Source organism: Vibrio sp. CUB2 (genome assembly GCF_001557945.1).
GTDB classification, from domain to species: Bacteria; Pseudomonadota; Gammaproteobacteria; order Enterobacterales; family Vibrionaceae; genus Vibrio; species Vibrio owensii.
In genome coordinates this window covers 1-16,638 of record NZ_LNRB01000018.1, presented here as the reverse complement: position 1 = coordinate 16,638, position 16,638 = coordinate 1, and the positions used below count along the sequence as shown (strand labels likewise).

The 16,638-nt window shown below is 47.4% G+C and carries 12 protein-coding genes and 2 rRNA genes; 10 read left to right on the top strand and 4 right to left on the bottom strand.

Annotated features, from left to right (window positions below; all coding sequences use genetic code 11):
- Nucleotides 1-44: 44 nt before the first annotated feature.
- Together ATB78_RS22555 and ATB78_RS22550 are read right to left on the bottom strand one after the other, a co-directional pair.
- Nucleotides 45-3,476: a PAS domain-containing hybrid sensor histidine kinase/response regulator gene (locus ATB78_RS22555; protein WP_009698905.1), complete on the bottom strand. Its 3,432-nt coding sequence runs from the start codon at nt 3,474-3,476 to the stop codon at nt 45-47.
- A gap of 143 nt (nt 3,477-3,619) precedes the next feature.
- Nucleotides 3,620-4,810, bottom strand: a complete 1,191-nt coding sequence (locus tag ATB78_RS22550; RefSeq protein WP_061010643.1) for a 3-phenylpropionate MFS transporter — start codon at nt 4,808-4,810, stop codon at nt 3,620-3,622.
- Nucleotides 4,811-5,051: 241 nt separating this feature from the next.
- On the opposite strand from ATB78_RS22550, the gene ATB78_RS22545 reads away from it, so the two are divergent.
- From ATB78_RS22545 to ATB78_RS22500, 10 genes are all read left to right on the top strand, one after another.
- Nucleotides 5,052-6,878 carry a DUF294 nucleotidyltransferase-like domain-containing protein gene (locus tag ATB78_RS22545; protein ID WP_061010641.1) on the top strand — a complete coding sequence of 609 codons (1,827 nt, stop codon included), beginning with the start codon at nt 5,052-5,054 and terminating at the stop codon, nt 6,876-6,878.
- A gap of 35 nt (nt 6,879-6,913) precedes the next feature.
- The gene (locus tag ATB78_RS22540; RefSeq protein WP_005440406.1) at nt 6,914-7,546 is read left to right on the top strand and encodes a 3'-5' exonuclease; all 633 of its coding nucleotides are present in this window, start codon (nt 6,914-6,916) and stop codon (nt 7,544-7,546) included.
- A gap of 218 nt (nt 7,547-7,764) precedes the next feature.
- Nucleotides 7,765-9,717, top strand: coding sequence for an acetate--CoA ligase (gene acs, locus ATB78_RS22535; RefSeq protein ID WP_061010639.1), 1,953 nt, complete (start codon nt 7,765-7,767; stop codon nt 9,715-9,717).
- Between the two features lie 307 nt (nt 9,718-10,024).
- A complete protein-coding gene (gene aroQ / locus ATB78_RS22530; RefSeq protein ID WP_005428757.1) occupies nt 10,025-10,474 on the top strand; it encodes a type II 3-dehydroquinate dehydratase in 450 nt (149 codons plus the stop codon).
- A gap of 60 nt (nt 10,475-10,534) precedes the next feature.
- Nucleotides 10,535-10,999: an acetyl-CoA carboxylase biotin carboxyl carrier protein gene (gene accB / locus ATB78_RS22525; RefSeq protein ID WP_045482542.1), complete on the top strand. Its 465-nt coding sequence runs from the start codon at nt 10,535-10,537 to the stop codon at nt 10,997-10,999.
- A gap of 14 nt (nt 11,000-11,013) precedes the next feature.
- A complete protein-coding gene (accC, locus tag ATB78_RS22520; RefSeq protein ID WP_005440401.1) occupies nt 11,014-12,357 on the top strand; it encodes an acetyl-CoA carboxylase biotin carboxylase subunit in 1,344 nt (447 codons plus the stop codon).
- 130 nt (nt 12,358-12,487) lie between these two features.
- Nucleotides 12,488-13,375, top strand: a complete 888-nt coding sequence (prmA, locus tag ATB78_RS22515) for a 50S ribosomal protein L11 methyltransferase (protein WP_005440399.1) — start codon at nt 12,488-12,490, stop codon at nt 13,373-13,375.
- 139 nt (nt 13,376-13,514) lie between these two features.
- Complete coding sequence (gene dusB, locus ATB78_RS22510; RefSeq protein WP_032803127.1) at nt 13,515-14,483, top strand: tRNA dihydrouridine synthase DusB; 969 nt, start codon at nt 13,515-13,517, stop codon at nt 14,481-14,483.
- A 23-nt stretch (nt 14,484-14,506) separates the two neighbouring features.
- On the top strand, nt 14,507-14,803 hold the full coding sequence (gene fis / locus ATB78_RS22505; protein WP_000462885.1) for a DNA-binding transcriptional regulator Fis: 297 nt from the start codon (nt 14,507-14,509) through the stop codon (nt 14,801-14,803).
- Nucleotides 14,804-15,028: 225 nt separating this feature from the next.
- Nucleotides 15,029-16,018, top strand: coding sequence for a sensor domain-containing diguanylate cyclase (locus ATB78_RS22500; protein ID WP_061010637.1), 990 nt, complete (start codon nt 15,029-15,031; stop codon nt 16,016-16,018).
- A 318-nt stretch (nt 16,019-16,336) separates the two neighbouring features.
- On the opposite strand, the gene rrf is transcribed toward ATB78_RS22500, so the two are convergent.
- Together rrf and ATB78_RS22490 are read right to left on the bottom strand one after the other, a co-directional pair.
- Nucleotides 16,337-16,453: ribosomal RNA gene (gene rrf, locus ATB78_RS22495) — 5S ribosomal RNA — on the bottom strand.
- Between the two features lie 90 nt (nt 16,454-16,543).
- Nucleotides 16,544-16,638 (bottom strand): 23S ribosomal RNA (locus tag ATB78_RS22490); the annotation flags it as partial.

The window sequence follows — 16,638 nt, the reverse complement described above, 5'->3', positions numbered from 1 at the left end:
TCACCCCCTTAAAGCAAAAGACCTCCAATCGGAGGTCTTTTTTTCTAGGCAACTCGATTGAGAACCGAACGCAGTTTCAAGGGTTTTACAGGTTTGGCGATAAAACTGAATCCATTGGCTTTAATGCCTTCCATCATGTCATCGGTTCGGTCGGCACTAATGATCACCCCTTCAAAACGGTTACCCAGACGCAAACGGCATTGCTGCAACACTTCCAATCCTGTTCGACCATTGTCTAAACGGTAATCGGAGAAAATCACATCCGGAAGCCAATCGTCTTCGATCGCTTTCAGACTCTCAACGATATCGGTCGCAATGCGAATATCACAGCCCCAACGCGAGAGTAGATTTTCCATTCCAACCAGAATATCTGGCTCATTATCGACACACAGCACACGAATATGGCTCAAGTCAGATTGTGCACTCTTCACCGCTTTGACTGCCGGAATGTGCACCTTCTCTGCTTTATCTAGGGTAATCGAGAACACGCTGCCTTGACCAAACCAAGAACGCATCGAGATTTCATGCCCTAGCACTTGAGCAATACCTTTCGAAATAGCCAAACCTAACCCTAAACCTTGGTCAGAACGCACTTGAGTACCGCGATTAAACTCTTCGAAGATCTCTTGTTGCTTCTCTTCTTCGATGCCCATGCCGTTGTCCCATACATCAATACGCACTCGCCCTTGCACGCGACGCACACCGAGCGCCACTTTGCCATTCGGGCTATATCGGAACGCATTGGTAAGGAAGTTCTGCACCACGCGGCGTAGCAATTTCGGATCAGATTTCACCATCAAAGACGATGGGATCATGGTGAACTCAATGCCCTGTTGTTTCGCCAATGCGCTGAATTCCGCATTCAAGTTTGCCAACACATCATTGACTGCAAAGCCATGCACATTGACGTCCAACTTGCCCGATTCCAAACGTGAAATATCCAGCAAATCACCAATCAAATCTTCCGCCGCCCCTAACGCACTCTCGATGTGGGTCGACAACTTTTGGGTTTCACTGTCTTTGGCAACTTCCGACAATGAAGAAGCAAAAAGACGAGCGGCATTCAGCGGCTGCATCAAGTCATGGCTTACCGCGGCTAAGAAGCGCGACTTGGACTGCGACTCATGCTCAGAACGTTGGGTCGCTGCCACCAGCTGTTTGTTCAGTTGTTCCAATTCACGAGTACGAGCACGAACGCGCTCTTCTAGTGTCTCATTAGCATCTTTCAGAGCTTGCTCCGCATCGCGGAACACGGTGATATCGGTAAAGCTCATAACGAAACCGCCACCGGGCATTGGGTTACCTTGCACTTCAATTACGCGACCATCTGGACGCACACGGGAAGAGGTATGTCGCGTGCCTTGCTCAAGGTGATAAACGCGGCGACGAACGTGGTCTTCAGGGTCACCCGGACCACATAAACCTTGCTCAGCATTATGACGAATCACATCCGCAATCGGACGCCCAACTTGAATCAAACCCGGAGGAAAAACAAATAACTCCAGATAACGTTGGTTCCACGCCACCAGCCTTAGTTGCTTGTCGACCACTGCGATACCTTGCCCAATGTGTTCAATCGCACCTTGCAGCAAGCCACGGCTGAAATCGTACAGCTCTGAGGCTTCATCAACGATGGTCGCCACTTCCTCAAGTTGCATGTTTCTGCCCTGTAAAGCAGAAGTAAGTACTAACTTAGCTGAAGAGGCACCAAACACACCGGCAAGTACGCGCTCGGTATGTCGAATCAAGGTAGAGGGAGCTTGTTGGTTGGGAAGCAGCTCCTCGCGTTGCTGACTCCAATAGGTTTGAAAGGCGGATTTCACTCGCGTGCGTCCGACAAATCGTGACGCTAACATCTCCAGTTCACTGACCGTTACACGGCTCTGATACAAGCTGATGTTTTCACTTTCAGGCAACGGCGTACCAACGAATGATGCCGATTGTAAGCGTTCACTTATGCTTGGGCGCGTAGCTAGTGATACCGCGACAAAACACGCGGTATTCGCCACCACGCTGAGGATCATGCCCCAGTCAGAAACAGCAATACCAAAACCTGCCAATAAATCAGGCGGAGTGATCAACCAAATCAGCAAGTTGTTGCTTGCATCACCCGCCAGCATGTCGGTTTGGCTCATTAAAGTAATCAACCAAATGGTGAACCCCACCAGCAAACCAACATACACGCCTTTCTTGTTGCCCTGACGCCAGTACATACCGCCAAGCAGAGACGGAGCGAACTGGGTAATCGCAGCAAACGAGAGAAAACCTATCGCAGAGAGTGAGTGGATACTATCTAAAGCCTGATAAAAGCCCCACGCACCAATCAAAAGAAGCAGAATAAGTCCGCGACGTATACGTAATAACAGCGTAGAAAAATGATGATGATTGCGTTTTGATAACTTCATCCGGCGCAAAATCAGCGGCATCACCAAATCGTTAGATACCATGATCGCTAAAGCAATGGTCGAGACGATGACCATGCCGCTTGCCGCGGAAGTACCGCCCAAAAATGCCAGCAAGGCGATGTCATTCGCGCCCACCGCCATCGGCACACTGATCACGTACGTATCGGCAGGGCTACCACTCAATAGGCTTTGCCCTACCCACGCGATTGGCAGAACGAAAATGCCCATCAGAATCAGATACAACGGGAATAACCAACGGGCGACGTGTAAGTCTTGTGCGCGTTCATTCTCAACCACCATGGTATGGAATTGACGTGGCAAACAGACAATCGCCAGCATGGTTAGAATGGTATGAATCAGCAAGGTCGGAATGTTGGGGGACTCATAGGTTTCAGCGGCGATATCAGCGAGGTGGAAGCTCTCGGTATCCATCGCGAGCCAAACAATAAACACACCCACCACTAAAAACGCCACCAACTTGAGCACTGATTCAAACGCAATCGCCATCATCATGCCGCGGTGATGTTCGGTGTTATCGATATGACGCGTACCAAACAGCATGGTGAAGATCGCCATCGCCCCGACCACAAACCAAGACACACTGTAGTTTTGATAACTGAGATCAGATGCTAAATCTGGCGCGATGATCTCCAACCCCATGGTGATGCCACGCAGTTGCAAAGCGATATATGGAAGGATGCCTGCCACCGCGATTAAGGTGACAACCACCGCCAAGCCTTGCGATTTGCCATAGCGGGCAGCAATGAAATCGGCAATAGAGGTGATGTGCTCGCGTTTGGCAATCAAGATCAGCCGAGCGAGGACGCGCCAGCCGATGGTAAACACGATGATCGGCGCGATATAGATGGGTAGAAAGGACCAAGGATTGTTGCTCGCCTGTCCGACCGTGCCGTAGAAGGTCCACGACGTACAGTACACCGCAATCGACAAACTGTAGATCCATGGTCGCCAACGTGCTAACCATCTCTTTTGTTTGTCACCGTACCAAGCGATTAAAAACAGGATTCCCAAATACGCCAAAGAAACGGGAATCACTAGCCATCCTTGCATCCGATATCCTTTCTTACTTTTCTTGCCTTTCTTGCTGCTTTTAAAGCAAGGAATAAAAAAACCTCTCCATAAGGGAGAGGTTTCATTTAACACTGCTTTCACAACAGAGACAAAGGTTAGTTTTTAATCTCTGTCACAGAAGCTTAATTCTGTGCTTCAGGCGCATTGGCTGAGAGATCAACTACATTACTTTCATCATTTTGAGGCTCAACTTTGATAAACAGTGCAATAAAGCCCATCGCCGCCATCAACCAGAAGATATTCGCACCCCAGTGTTCGTAGCCCCAACCACTGATCACTGTCATCAACGCGATAAACGCACCCAGTGGGATTGCGTTATACAGAGCCTGCAATGCCACCATCTTGTTCTCGGCAGAGTTCTGGATGTATTGAATCGCAGCAATGTGCGCCATGGCAAACGTCACACCGTGAAGCATTTGCACTACCACCAACGCCAAAATAGAGGTCGTAGACGCCGTCATGCCCCAACGTAGCATCACACCACCAGCCGCAACCACAAACAGAGTACGCAAAGACCAGCCAGCGAATAGACGCTTACTCAGAGCAAACACAGCAACTTCAGCGGCCACGCCCAAGCTCCATAAGTAGCCAATCACATCTTCTGAGTGACCAGCCGCTTTCCAGTGAATCGCGCTAAAACCGTAGTATGCCGCATGGCTGCCTTGGATTAACGCCATTAATACAAGGAACTTCACAACTGGTTTATCAGTCAGCAACGCTGAGAGTTTTGGACGCTCAGAATGTTGACCTTCGCGTGTCACTGGCATTGGATTGGTGTTACGCATTGCAAACAAGAGCGAGATAAACACACCGACCATCGCCGTGTACAAAATCATGTCAGAGCCAAACTCTGCCACCAAGTACCCCACCACAGTCGAGCCTGCAATAAATGCAACCGAGCCCCACAAACGGGTACGACCGTAATCGAGCATTTTCAAACGAGCGTAGTAATTAGCCATCGCATCAGACAGAGGCACTACAGGACCACAACACAAGTTGAACAAGACGGTGGCAAGCGCCATTAACCAGAAGTTGCCGCCAGTGAAAAAGTGGAAACCAACAAATATAAGGGCAGCAAAACTCAACCAGCGTAATGCAGGCATAAGGTGTTCGACTTTATGCAAACGTGGGGTAAGTACCATGTTCGCCACACAGCGCGTCGCTAAACCTAGACCCACTAACAGACCAATATCTGTTGGAGAAACGCCCTGCTCTTTAAACCACAACGACCAAAATGGCAGATACACGCCATACGCAAAAAAGAATCCGAGAAAGTACTGGGAAATCCAGCCATACGGAGAGGGTTTCAACATCACTGACATCCTAAAAAACGACAAAAACTAACGACTTCCGCCACGTAAACGTTTGGGACGCGGAATTATGGATCGCAATGCGTAATAGAAAAAGGGAAGAATCGGCAACTTACCGTTTCCTCAATGGCACAGGGTCTCGAAATGCAAAATTAGATTGTGACGATTTAGACCAAAGTCGTCTGGCTTCGGCAGGGAAATTTGTCAGACTTAGAATGTGTTCCCACCAAATTTAGGTGCTCTCATGCCTGACAAATTTAATATGCAATCTCCACCGTTCGACCGCTTGACTGACGCACAGCAAAATCGACTGCGCTCGTCTCTTGATGTGGCGTACTACCGAACGCGAGATGTCATTTTAGCTTGTGGGCAAGACAACCCTCACCTGCACGTGCTGATTAAAGGCGCTGTAGAAGAGCGCTCAAAAGATCAAGACGAAGTGTTTGCTCACTACGCTAACGACGACATGTTTGATGTGCGCTCTCTGTTTGAAGAAAGCGTGCGTCATCAGTACGTGGCACTGGAAGATACCCTCTCGTATTTGCTACCGAAAGAAGTATTTCTTGAGCTGTACAACGAGAACGGACAGTTCGCTGCCTACTTCGATAACAACCTATCGAAACGCCAAGCCCTCATTGAAGCAGCTCAACAGCAACAAAACCTCGCGGAATTCATTCTGACTAAAGTCGATAGCAGCATCTATCATCCACCGATGCTATTGGCGCCCGATATGCCAATTAATCAGGTCACTAAAACACTTAAAGACAATGGCATTGATGCCGCTTTGGTTCAGCTAAACCAAGATGACCCACGCCTAGAGCAATATCCATCGGCGCATCCCTACGCGATAGTGACGCGAACCAATATGCTCCATGCCGTGATGCTTGACGACCACCCACTCGATACGCCAGTGAGTGAGATTGCGACCTTCCCTGTTTATCACGTGGATGATGGTGACTTCTTGTTTAACGCCATGATCACCATGACGCGCAATCGCATGAAACGTCTAATGGTGTGCGAAGGCAATCAAGCGGTCGGCATGTTGGATATGACACAAATCCTCAGTGCGTTTTCCACTCACTCACACGTACTGACACTCAGTATTGCACGAGCAACCAGCGTGGAAGAGTTAGCCCTTGCTTCCAATCGACAGCGTCAGTTGGTGGATAGCTTGCTGACCAACGGCATCCGCACTCGCTTCATCATGGAGCTGATATCTGCTGTAAATGAGCAAATCATCGAAAAAGCATTTGAGCTTGTGGTGCCACCAGCACTGCACGATCACTGCTGTCTGATTGTGCTTGGCTCGGAAGGTCGTGGAGAGCAAATCCTCAAAACCGATCAAGATAACGCACTGATCATCCAAGATGGGCTGGAATGGGAACATTGCACCGAAGTCATGCAAAACCTCACCCACACCTTACAGCAACTGGGCTATCCACTCTGCCCAGGCAAAGTCATGGTCAACAATCCGAAGTGGGTTCGAACGCAGCAAGACTGGATTAAAACGCTCGATGGTTGGATTGCCAAAGCGCAGCCAGAACAAATCATGGATTTAGCCATCTTCAGTGACGCTCATGCGGTCGCAGGCAATCGAGAGTTGCTCACGCCTATCGCCGAGCACCTTAGAGACAGCATGAAAGATCGCATGTTGATTCTGTCCGATTTCACTCGACCTGCGCTGCAGTTTTCCGTGCCTCTTACTCTGTTTGGCAACGTAAAAAGTGCTAAAGACGGGCTGGATATCAAGCGCGGCGGCATCTTCCCAATTGTACATGGCATTCGCACTTTGGCATTGGAATACGCGATTGAAGAGAAGAACACCTTCGAGCGTATCGAAGCACTGAGAAACAAACGTATCTTAGAACCAGAAACCGCCGATAATCTCAATGAGGCGCTGAAGCTGTTCTTCAAGATCCGTTTGAACCAGCAATTGAGTAAGCAAGAAGCACTGAACAACATCGACATCAAACAGCTAGACAGGACAGAACGAGACTTGCTACGCCACAGCTTACATGTGGTGAAGAAGTTTAAGCAGTTCTTAGGCTTCCATTATCAAATCCGTGATTAGAGTCTTTTAGGCAAATAAGACGAGAGGTAACAGGGATGAATTGGCTACAAAGGAAATACTGGCATTACAAGCTGAAGGGCTCACCTTATCAGCCACTGTTTTGTTCGCCGCAAAAAGGCGAATTTGTCTCTCTCGATTGCGAAACCACCAGCTTGGACCCAAATCGAGCCGAGCTGGTCACCATCGCTGCGACCAAAATCATCGACAATCGCATCATCACCAGCAAACCGTTCGAAGTTCGACTTCGCGCCCCGCAATCACTCGATTCAGGCTCGGTAAAAATTCACCATATCCGCCACCAAGATTTGGTGGATGGTATCAGCGAAAAAGAAGCGCTCATCAAGTTACTCGACTTTATCGGCAACCGTCCTTTGGTTGGCTACCACATTCGCTATGACAAAAAGATCCTCGACCTTGCTTGTCTGAGGCATTTAGGCTTCCCACTCCCTAACCCGCTTATCGAAGTGAGCCAGATTTATCACGACAAGCTCGAACGTCATTTGCCTAACGCCTACTTCGACTTAAGTCTTGATGCAATTTGTAAGCACCTCGAGCTACCGATTCAAGACAAACACGATGCCCTGCAAGACGCAAAATCCGCGGCTTTGGTGTATGTGCGTCTAACCAAAGGCGATTTACCAAACCTGAGTGTGCCTTATACCCAATAGGTTCAATACTCAGCTTTCGATCCACCTCCCACATTCGCTTTAAATTCAGCAATATCGCGGCGCATTCCTCACTCTCATCCTAAAGTCTAATTGTGGAAATACGCGCTGTGACTGACAGTTATATGCACAGCAACGTTCTTGATGAATCACAGACTAAAGAACGGAAACAGCCCTACAAAAGACGAAGGTCGAGAATTAAAGGCACAAGGAGAGAAGCCATGAGCGAAGCCCACGTTTATCCGGTAAAAGAAAATATTAAAAACCATACGCATGCGGATAATGACACTTACCTAGCCATGTATCAGCAGTCGGTAAGCGACCCTGAAGGCTTCTGGAGCGAACACGGTAAAGTTGTCGATTGGATTAAGCCATTCACTCAAGTTAAAAACACCTCTTTCGATACTGGTCACGTCGACATTCGCTGGTTCGAAGACGGCACGCTGAACGTATCTGCAAACTGTATTGACCGTCACCTTGCCGAGCGTGGCGATGAAGTCGCGATCATCTGGGAAGGCGATGATCCTGCTGACGACAAAACCCTCACATTCAATGAACTGCACAAAGAAGTGTGTAAGTTCTCTAACGCACTAAAAGAGCAAGGCGTGCACAAAGGCGACGTGGTTTGTCTTTACATGCCAATGGTGCCAGAAGCGGCTATCGCAATGCTGGCATGTACGCGTATTGGTGCGGTTCATACCGTGGTATTTGGTGGTTTCTCGCCAGAAGCCCTGTCCGGTCGTATCATCGATTCAGATGCGAAAATCGTTATCACCGCTGACGAAGGCGTTCGTGGTGGTCGCGCAGTACCACTGAAGAAAAACGTTGATGAAGCACTGACAAACCCAGAAGTAAAAACCATCGACAAAGTTGTCGTTCTAAAACGCACGGGCGGTGACATTGATTGGCACGAGCACCGTGACGTTTGGTGGCACGAAGCAACAGCTGTCGTTTCTGACGTATGTCCACCAGAAGAGATGAAAGCGGAAGACCCTCTGTTCATTCTTTACACTTCAGGCTCAACAGGTAAGCCAAAAGGCGTGCTGCACACCACAGGTGGTTACCTAGTGTACGCGACCATGACCTTCAAGTACGTGTTCGATTACCAAGAAGGTGAAACGTTCTGGTGTACGGCGGATGTGGGTTGGATTACAGGTCACACTTACTTAATTTACGGTCCACTGGCGAACGGTGCGAAAACCATTCTGTTCGAAGGTGTACCAAACTACCCAAGCACGGCTCGCATGAGTGAAGTGGTTGATAAGCATCAAGTAAACATTCTCTACACTGCACCAACAGCGATTCGTGCACTAATGGCAAAAGGTAACGAAGCGGTAGCAGGAACATCTCGTTCAAGCCTGCGTGTAATGGGCTCAGTAGGTGAACCTATCAACCCAGAAGCATGGGAGTGGTACTACAAGACCATTGGTAATGAGAATTCACCGATCGTTGATACTTGGTGGCAAACAGAAACAGGCGGTATCTTGATTGCGCCACTGCCAGGCGCCACCGATCTAAAACCAGGCTCTGCAACTCGCCCATTCTTCGGTGTACAACCAGCACTAGTGGATAACATAGGTAACATCATTGAAGAGACCGCAGCAGAAGGTAACTTAGTGATCCTTGATTCATGGCCAGGTCAGATGCGTACTGTTTACGGCGACCATGAGCGCTTTGAGCAAACCTACTTCTCTACCTTCAAAGGCATGTACTTCACCAGTGATGGTGCTCGTCGTGACGGAGACGGTTATTACTGGATCACAGGTCGTGTAGATGACGTACTGAACGTTTCAGGTCACCGTATGGGTACCGCAGAGATTGAGTCAGCACTGGTTGCACACGATAAAATTGCGGAAGCAGCGATTGTCGGTATCCCTCACGACATCAAAGGTCAGGCAATTTACGCATACGTCACGCTTAATGATGGTGAGTTCCCATCAGCTGAGCTGCACAAAGAGGTGAAAGACTGGGTACGTAAAGAGATTGGTCCAATCGCGACACCAGACGTGCTGCACTGGACTGACTCTCTACCAAAAACTCGCTCCGGTAAAATCATGCGCCGCATCCTACGTAAGATTGCAACAGGTGATACCAGCAACCTAGGTGATACTTCGACACTGGCAGATCCAAGTGTTGTAGACAAGCTAATTGCAGAGAAAGCAGAACTGGCATAACACACAACCCCTGTTTTAAACGCTAGCCCTAAAAGCCACCATTGCATATGGTGGCTTTTTTGTGCGTGGACGCAAAATAAACCACAGAAAGCACATGGCAATTATGTTGTTTTTGTTAACTTGGTTACAGAAACGGCGGGGGTTATTGGGAGATTAGACCAGTAAATTGCTGCTAATTGCTGTGAATTAGCTATAATCTTGGTCGATTTTTTAAAATTTGCTCGGTTTTAACAAAAAAATCGTGCTGAATTATCGTATATTTGGGAATATAAACGTTCCACTCACGATAAAGGAAGATAGCAACATAATGTCTGCAAAGTCACGGATTCTAGTTCTAAACGGACCAAATCTTAACCTATTAGGTCTGCGTGAACCGACACATTACGGTAACAACACCCTAGCACAGATTGTTGATGCATTGACTGAACAAGCTCACAACTCTGGGGTGGAACTTGAACACCTGCAATCGAATCGTGAGTACGAACTGATTGAAGCTATCCACGCTGCGTACGGCAAAGTGGACTTCATCATCATCAACCCAGCAGCTTTCACTCATACCAGTGTTGCGCTGCGTGATGCATTACTTGGCGTAGCCATCCCATTTATCGAAGTGCACCTATCGAACGTTCACGCTCGTGAGCCGTTCCGTCATCACTCTTATCTGTCTGATAAAGCAGAAGGGGTGATTTGTGGCTTGGGCGCACAAGGTTATGAATTCGCTCTGTCTGCAGCAATCGCGAAATTGCAGGCAAAGTAAACCAAACACTCTGCAGCCCTTTGGGGTTGTCTTAATCACAAGATAAAAGAGAAAGAAAAGATGGATATTCGTAAAATCAAGAAGCTAATCGAGTTAGTTGAAGAATCTGGCATTGCTGAGCTAGAAATCTCTGAAGGTGAAGAGTCAGTACGCATCAGCCGTAATGGCCCTGCATCTGCTCCAGCACCAGTTCATTACGCAGCAGCTCCAGTAGCAGCACCTGCGCCAGTGGCAGCTCCAGTAGCAGACGCACCAGCAATGGCAGCAGAAGCACCAGCAGCAGTTCCTGCAGGTCACCAAGTTCTTTCTCCAATGGTTGGTACTTTCTACCGTTCTCCAAGTCCAGACGCGAAATCATTCGTTGAAGTTGGTCAGAGCGTAAATGCTGGCGACACTCTATGTATCGTTGAAGCAATGAAAATGATGAACCAAATCGAAGCGGACAAATCAGGTGTTGTAACTGCAATCCTAGTTGAAGACGGCCAGCCAGTTGAATTCGACCAACCACTAGTTGTAATCGAATAAGCGGGGCTTGCCTTATGCTAGATAAAGTAGTCATCGCGAACCGAGGTGAAATTGCACTTCGTATCCTTCGCGCTTGTAAAGAATTAGGCATTAAGACTGTGGCAGTGCACTCAACAGCTGACCGCGATCTTAAGCACGTACTGCTTGCAGACGAAACAGTATGTATCGGTCCTGCTCGTGGTATCGACAGCTACCTAAACATCCCTCGTATCATTTCTGCAGCAGAAGTGACGGGTGCAATTGCGATTCACCCGGGGTACGGCTTCCTATCTGAGAACGCAGACTTTGCTGAGCAAGTAGAGCGCAGCGGTTTCATCTTCGTTGGTCCTAAAGCAGACACCATCCGCATGATGGGTGACAAAGTGTCAGCAATCAACGCAATGAAAAAAGCAGGTGTTCCTTGTGTACCAGGCTCTGACGGTCCACTAGATAACGACGAAGACAAAAACAAAGCTCACGCTAAACGTATCGGCTACCCAGTAATCATCAAAGCCTCTGGTGGCGGCGGTGGTCGTGGTATGCGTGTTGTACGTTCTGAAGCGGAACTTGTTCAGGCTATCGCTATGACGCGTGCAGAAGCAAAAGCGGCATTCAACAACGATATGGTTTACATGGAGAAATTCCTAGAGAACCCTCGTCACGTTGAAGTTCAAGTAATTGCTGATGGCCAAGGTGGCGCTATCCACCTAGGTGAACGTGACTGTTCTATGCAGCGTCGTCACCAGAAGGTTGTTGAAGAAGCTCCAGCACCAGGTATCACAGAAGAGATGCGTAAGTACATCGGTGAACGTTGTACACGTGCATGTCTAGAAATCGGTTACCGCGGCGCAGGTACGTTCGAATTCCTATACGAGAACGGTGAGTTCTACTTCATCGAAATGAACACTCGTATTCAGGTTGAGCACCCAGTAACAGAAATGGTTACCGGTGTTGACCTAATTAAAGAACAGCTACGCGTAGCAGCAGGTCAACCGCTGTCATTCACTCAGGATGACATCAAGATCCGCGGCCATGCGATTGAGTGTCGTATTAACGCAGAAGACCCAGAGCGTTTCCTACCTTCACCAGGTAAGATTGAACGCTTCCACGCGCCAGGCGGCATGGGTGTTCGTTGGGAATCTCACATTTACACAGGCTACACAGTACCACCTCATTACGATTCAATGATTGGTAAACTGATCACTTACGGTGAGAACCGTGATGTAGCGATTGCACGTATGAAAAACGCACTAGGCGAGATGATCATTGAAGGCATCAAGACTAACGTTACTCTACAAGAGTCAATCATGAATGATGAGAACTTCCAGCACGGTGGTGCGAACATTCACTACCTAGAGAAGAAGCTAGGCCTACAATAAGCCTTCGCTAACCTCATAATAAATGCCCACATCTGTGGGCATTTTTGTTTTGTATAAAGTCTATACTCAAACAAATCGTAGAGTTCTGGTAAACTCTGCGCCACTTCATTCACTTTAAGAGCAAAAACAAATGCCTTGGATTCAAATCAAACTCAACGCGACCAATGAAAACGCTGAGCAAATCGGCGACATGCTAATGGAAGAGACTGGTGCGCTGTCTGTAACATTCCTAGACGCGCAGGATACGCCCGTATTCGAACCTCTACCAGGCGAGACTCGCTTATGGGGCGATACTGACATTCTGGCACTGTACGATGCAGAAGCAGATACAAACTTCATCATCACTCAAATCAAAGCAAGCGGCATGCTAGCGGACGATTTTGCTTACAAAGTAGAACAGCTAGAAGACAAAGACTGGGAACGCGAATGGATGGAAAACTTCCACCCAATGAAGTTCGGCGAACGTCTATGGATTTGTCCAAGTTGGCGTGATGTTCCTGAACCAGACGCAGTTAACGTTATGCTTGATCCTGGTCTGGCTTTCGGTACGGGCACTCACCCTACAACAGCACTTTGTCTTGAATGGCTAGAGAGTTTAGATCTATCTGGTAAAACAGTTATCGACTTTGGTTGTGGCTCAGGCATCCTTGCGATCGCAGCGATCAAACTTGGCGCAGGCAAAGTTATCGGGATCGATATTGATCCTCAAGCTCTTCAAGCTTCTCGCGATAACGCAGAGCGCAATGGTGTTGCTGACCAATTAGAAGTGTACCTTCCTCAAAACCAACCTGAAGGCCTAATCGCTGACGTGGTTGTTGCTAACATTCTTGCTGGTCCATTACGTGAACTTGCACCTATCATCAAAGGTTTGGTTAAACCAAATGGTGACCTAGCGATGTCTGGTGTTTTAGACACTCAAGCAGAAGACGTGGCGAACTATTACCGTGATGAGCTTCACATTGATCCAATCGCAGAGCAAAGCGAATGGTGTCGTATCTCCGGTCGTAAGCAAGGCTAGACAAGGTTTTCAGGGCTAATTGTTTGAATTTCATACAAATTACAAAAACAATTTGTAAATGCTCAAATATTAGTCTTTTCACGCAGTAAAAAAATGCGTAAAATGCGCGCCCTTGCTGGTACAGAACTGTGATGACGTTTTGAAAATCGGAAACTATCAACTTAAGAACAATCTAATCGTAGCCCCTATGGCTGGTGTAACGGATAGACCGTTTCGCGAGTTGTGTCTTCGCTATGGTGCGGGAATGGCCGTCAGTGAAATGATGTCTGCTAATCCGAAACTATGGGGAACGTCAAAGTCGAAACAGCGCATGGTACATGAGGGCGAATCGGGCATTCGCTCTGTACAGATTGCCGGTTCCGATCCACAGCTTATGGCCGATGCGGCTCAATTCAGTGTTGAAAACGGTGCGCAAATCATCGACATCAACATGGGCTGCCCAGCAAAGAAAGTGAATAAGAAGCTGGCGGGTTCTGCCCTGCTTCAGTACCCAGACATCATCAAAGAGATTTTGACTGCGGTAGTGGACGCGGTAGACGTTCCTGTAACGTTAAAAACCCGTACTGGCTGGAATACAGAAAATAAAAACTGTGTTCACATCGCTAAATTAGCCGAAGACTGCGGCATACAGGCTCTTGCACTGCATGGCAGAACAAAAGCGTGTATGTACAAAGGTGAGGCCGAATACGACAGCATTAAAGCGGTTAAACACGCTATATCCATTCCGGTTATCGCAAACGGTGATATCGATAGCCCGGAGAAAGCGAAGTTTGTACTGGAGTACACCGGTGCAGACGCTTTAATGATTGGACGCCCTGCCCAAGGTCGTCCTTGGATTTTCCAGGAAATCCATCACTATTTGGAAAACGGCACCACAATGGATGAGCTTCCAAGTGAGGAAGTGAAAACCATTATGCTTGGTCATGTGAACGCTCTGCATGATTTCTATGGAGAGTTCTTAGGTCCACGTATCGCGCGTAAGCACGTTGGTTGGTACCTAAAAGAGCATGAACAAGCGAGTGAGTTTCGCCGTACCTTCAATGCTATCGATGCAGCTGAGCTGCAGCTTGAGGCATTAGAGGGTTATTTTGATAACGTTGCATCATAATTAAGAGAAGAGCTAGACCGAATATGTTCGAACAAAATCTGACTTCAGAAGCATTAACAGTAACTACAGTAACGTCACAAGACCAGATTACTCAGAAGCCTTTACGTGACTCTGTTAAAGCGTCTCTTAAAAACTACCTAGCTCAACTAAACGGCCAGGAAGTAACTGAACTATACGAATTAGTTCTAGCTGAAGTTGAACAGCCACTATTAGATACCATCATGCAGTACACTCGCGGTAACCAAACTCGCGCAGCAACTATGATGGGCATCAACCGCGGTACTCTTCGCAAAAAACTTAAAAAGTACGGCATGAACTAATATCAGTTCATACAGTAATTTTGTAAAAAAGGCTTAGTCAGCAATGGCTAAGCCTTTTTTATTAGCTTCAAGCTTCTGACACTCCAACTCTTCCAAACGCTTCTCCTTCATCTCTCGTACAAACATTAGTCAAGTCTGATACTTTGAACTGTGATCAGTATTGATTGTGAACTCAATACAAACAGATATAATCAACGACTTACATTGGATAAAGGAACTAACCTCATGATTTACAAAGAAAGGGACGATTGGCTTCATGCCATTTTGAATACCCTCCCTGATCATGTCTTTATCCTCAATGAGCAAGGCCGCTATATCGAAAGTTTCGGTGGCTCTTACCATTCAAAACACTTCAATGCACAAAGCTACACCAACCTCACGTTAAACGATGTTTTATCGCCGAGTAAAGCCGCTGAGTTAATCGGTTATATTGACGATGTGCTTCGCTCTAACGAGCCCAAGGTCGTCAAATACAGTATCGCCCTACAAGACCACCTTTTAATGCCAATAGAAGAACTAGAAGCACTAGAGAACCCTGAAGAAACGTGGTTTGAAGCGATCATTAAACCCGTAGAAAGCTTTCAAGGTGGTGAAAACTTGGTAATTTGGTCCGTGCGCGATGTCACCAAAACGCATCTGCTAGAAAGGCGCCTCAAAGAGCTCTCAGAGACAGATGAGTTAACAGGTGTCTTGAATCGCCGAGCATTCCTAACAAGCCTAGATAGGTCTCTAAGCTCGCATTCGCATCCATCTCAAACCCTAACTTGCGTCATGATTGATATTGATCACTTCAAAGAGATCAACGATCAGGTTGGGCACTTCTCCGGCGATCAAGTGATCAATCATGTGGCCAAGATTTGCCAACGTGCAATCCGTGGAACTGACTTTATTGGTCGTTTAGGAGGGGAAGAATTTGCCGTGATCCTAGCCAACACCAGCGCAATACAAGCCTACGAGGTAGCAGAAAGGATCAGACAAGCGATCCAAAACGCGCCATGCAAAGTAGATGGTATCGAAATCAGTACAACGGTTAGCATTGGTGTCGCGGAATATGACGGGCAGGTATTGAGCGCAAAAGAGTTAATGGTTAACGCAGATAAAGCCATGTATTACTCAAAACACTCCGGACGTAATCAAGTCACTCTGTATCATGGCAATATTCCTGACGTCAAACTGCAGCACTCTACCAACTTAAGAATCCAAAAGGTTTCTTAACCCCTTTGCTTTATCATCCATACTATCCACGTCCCACGTCTCCCTTAAAACGCTCACACTCAGTGCTTATGCCTAAATCTAGTATGAGGCGTGCCCAATATATGTTTTAACAACGAGCTTAAGGCTATTCTGGCGGTGACATTGTGAGAGACTAGGTAGTGCGTTAGCACTATCTCATGATCAATTTACTAAACAGGAAAGCTATACAGACTTTAGAAAGTGCTGTGCCTTTATAGGGGAGTTCTTGGTAACCACAAATTTACTTTGCTTCAAATGCAAAAAAGCCCACTCTTTCGAGTGGGCTTCTTCAAATTTAAAGCCTGGCGATGTCCTACTCTCACATGGGGAAGCCCCACACTACCATCGGCGCTAATTCGTTTCACTTCTGAGTTCGGAATGGAAGTCAGGTGGGTCCAAATCGCTATGGTCGCCAAGCAAATTCTTTAATTCGGAAAGCTGATTTTAAGTTCTATTTACACATTCAATGTTCTTGCATTGAGTCCATCAAAACCCCTTGGGTGTTGTATGGTTAAGCCTCACGGGCAATTAGTACAGGTTAGCTCAACGCCTCACAACGCTTACACACCCTGCCTATCAACGTTCTAGTCTCGAACAACCCT

Bases quoted from the DNA above. Each gene is read 5' to 3' on its own strand.
- ATB78_RS22555 (WP_009698905.1), bottom strand. From the start codon at position 3,476: ATGCAAGGATGGCTAGTGATTCCCGTTTCTTTGGCGTATTTGGGAATC.
- ATB78_RS22550 (WP_061010643.1), bottom strand. From the start codon at position 4,810: ATGTTGAAACCCTCTCCGTATGGCTGGATTTCCCAGTACTTTCTCGGA.
- ATB78_RS22545 (WP_061010641.1), top strand. From the start codon at position 5,052: ATGCCTGACAAATTTAATATGCAATCTCCACCGTTCGACCGCTTGACT.
- ATB78_RS22540 (WP_005440406.1), top strand. From the start codon at position 6,914: ATGAATTGGCTACAAAGGAAATACTGGCATTACAAGCTGAAGGGCTCA.
- acs (WP_061010639.1), top strand. From the start codon at position 7,765: ATGAGCGAAGCCCACGTTTATCCGGTAAAAGAAAATATTAAAAACCAT.
- aroQ (WP_005428757.1), top strand. From the start codon at position 10,025: ATGTCTGCAAAGTCACGGATTCTAGTTCTAAACGGACCAAATCTTAAC.
- accB (WP_045482542.1), top strand. From the start codon at position 10,535: ATGGATATTCGTAAAATCAAGAAGCTAATCGAGTTAGTTGAAGAATCT.
- accC (WP_005440401.1), top strand. From the start codon at position 11,014: ATGCTAGATAAAGTAGTCATCGCGAACCGAGGTGAAATTGCACTTCGT.
- prmA (WP_005440399.1), top strand. From the start codon at position 12,488: ATGCCTTGGATTCAAATCAAACTCAACGCGACCAATGAAAACGCTGAG.
- fis (WP_000462885.1), top strand. From the start codon at position 14,507: ATGTTCGAACAAAATCTGACTTCAGAAGCATTAACAGTAACTACAGTA.
- ATB78_RS22500 (WP_061010637.1), top strand. From the start codon at position 15,029: ATGATTTACAAAGAAAGGGACGATTGGCTTCATGCCATTTTGAATACC.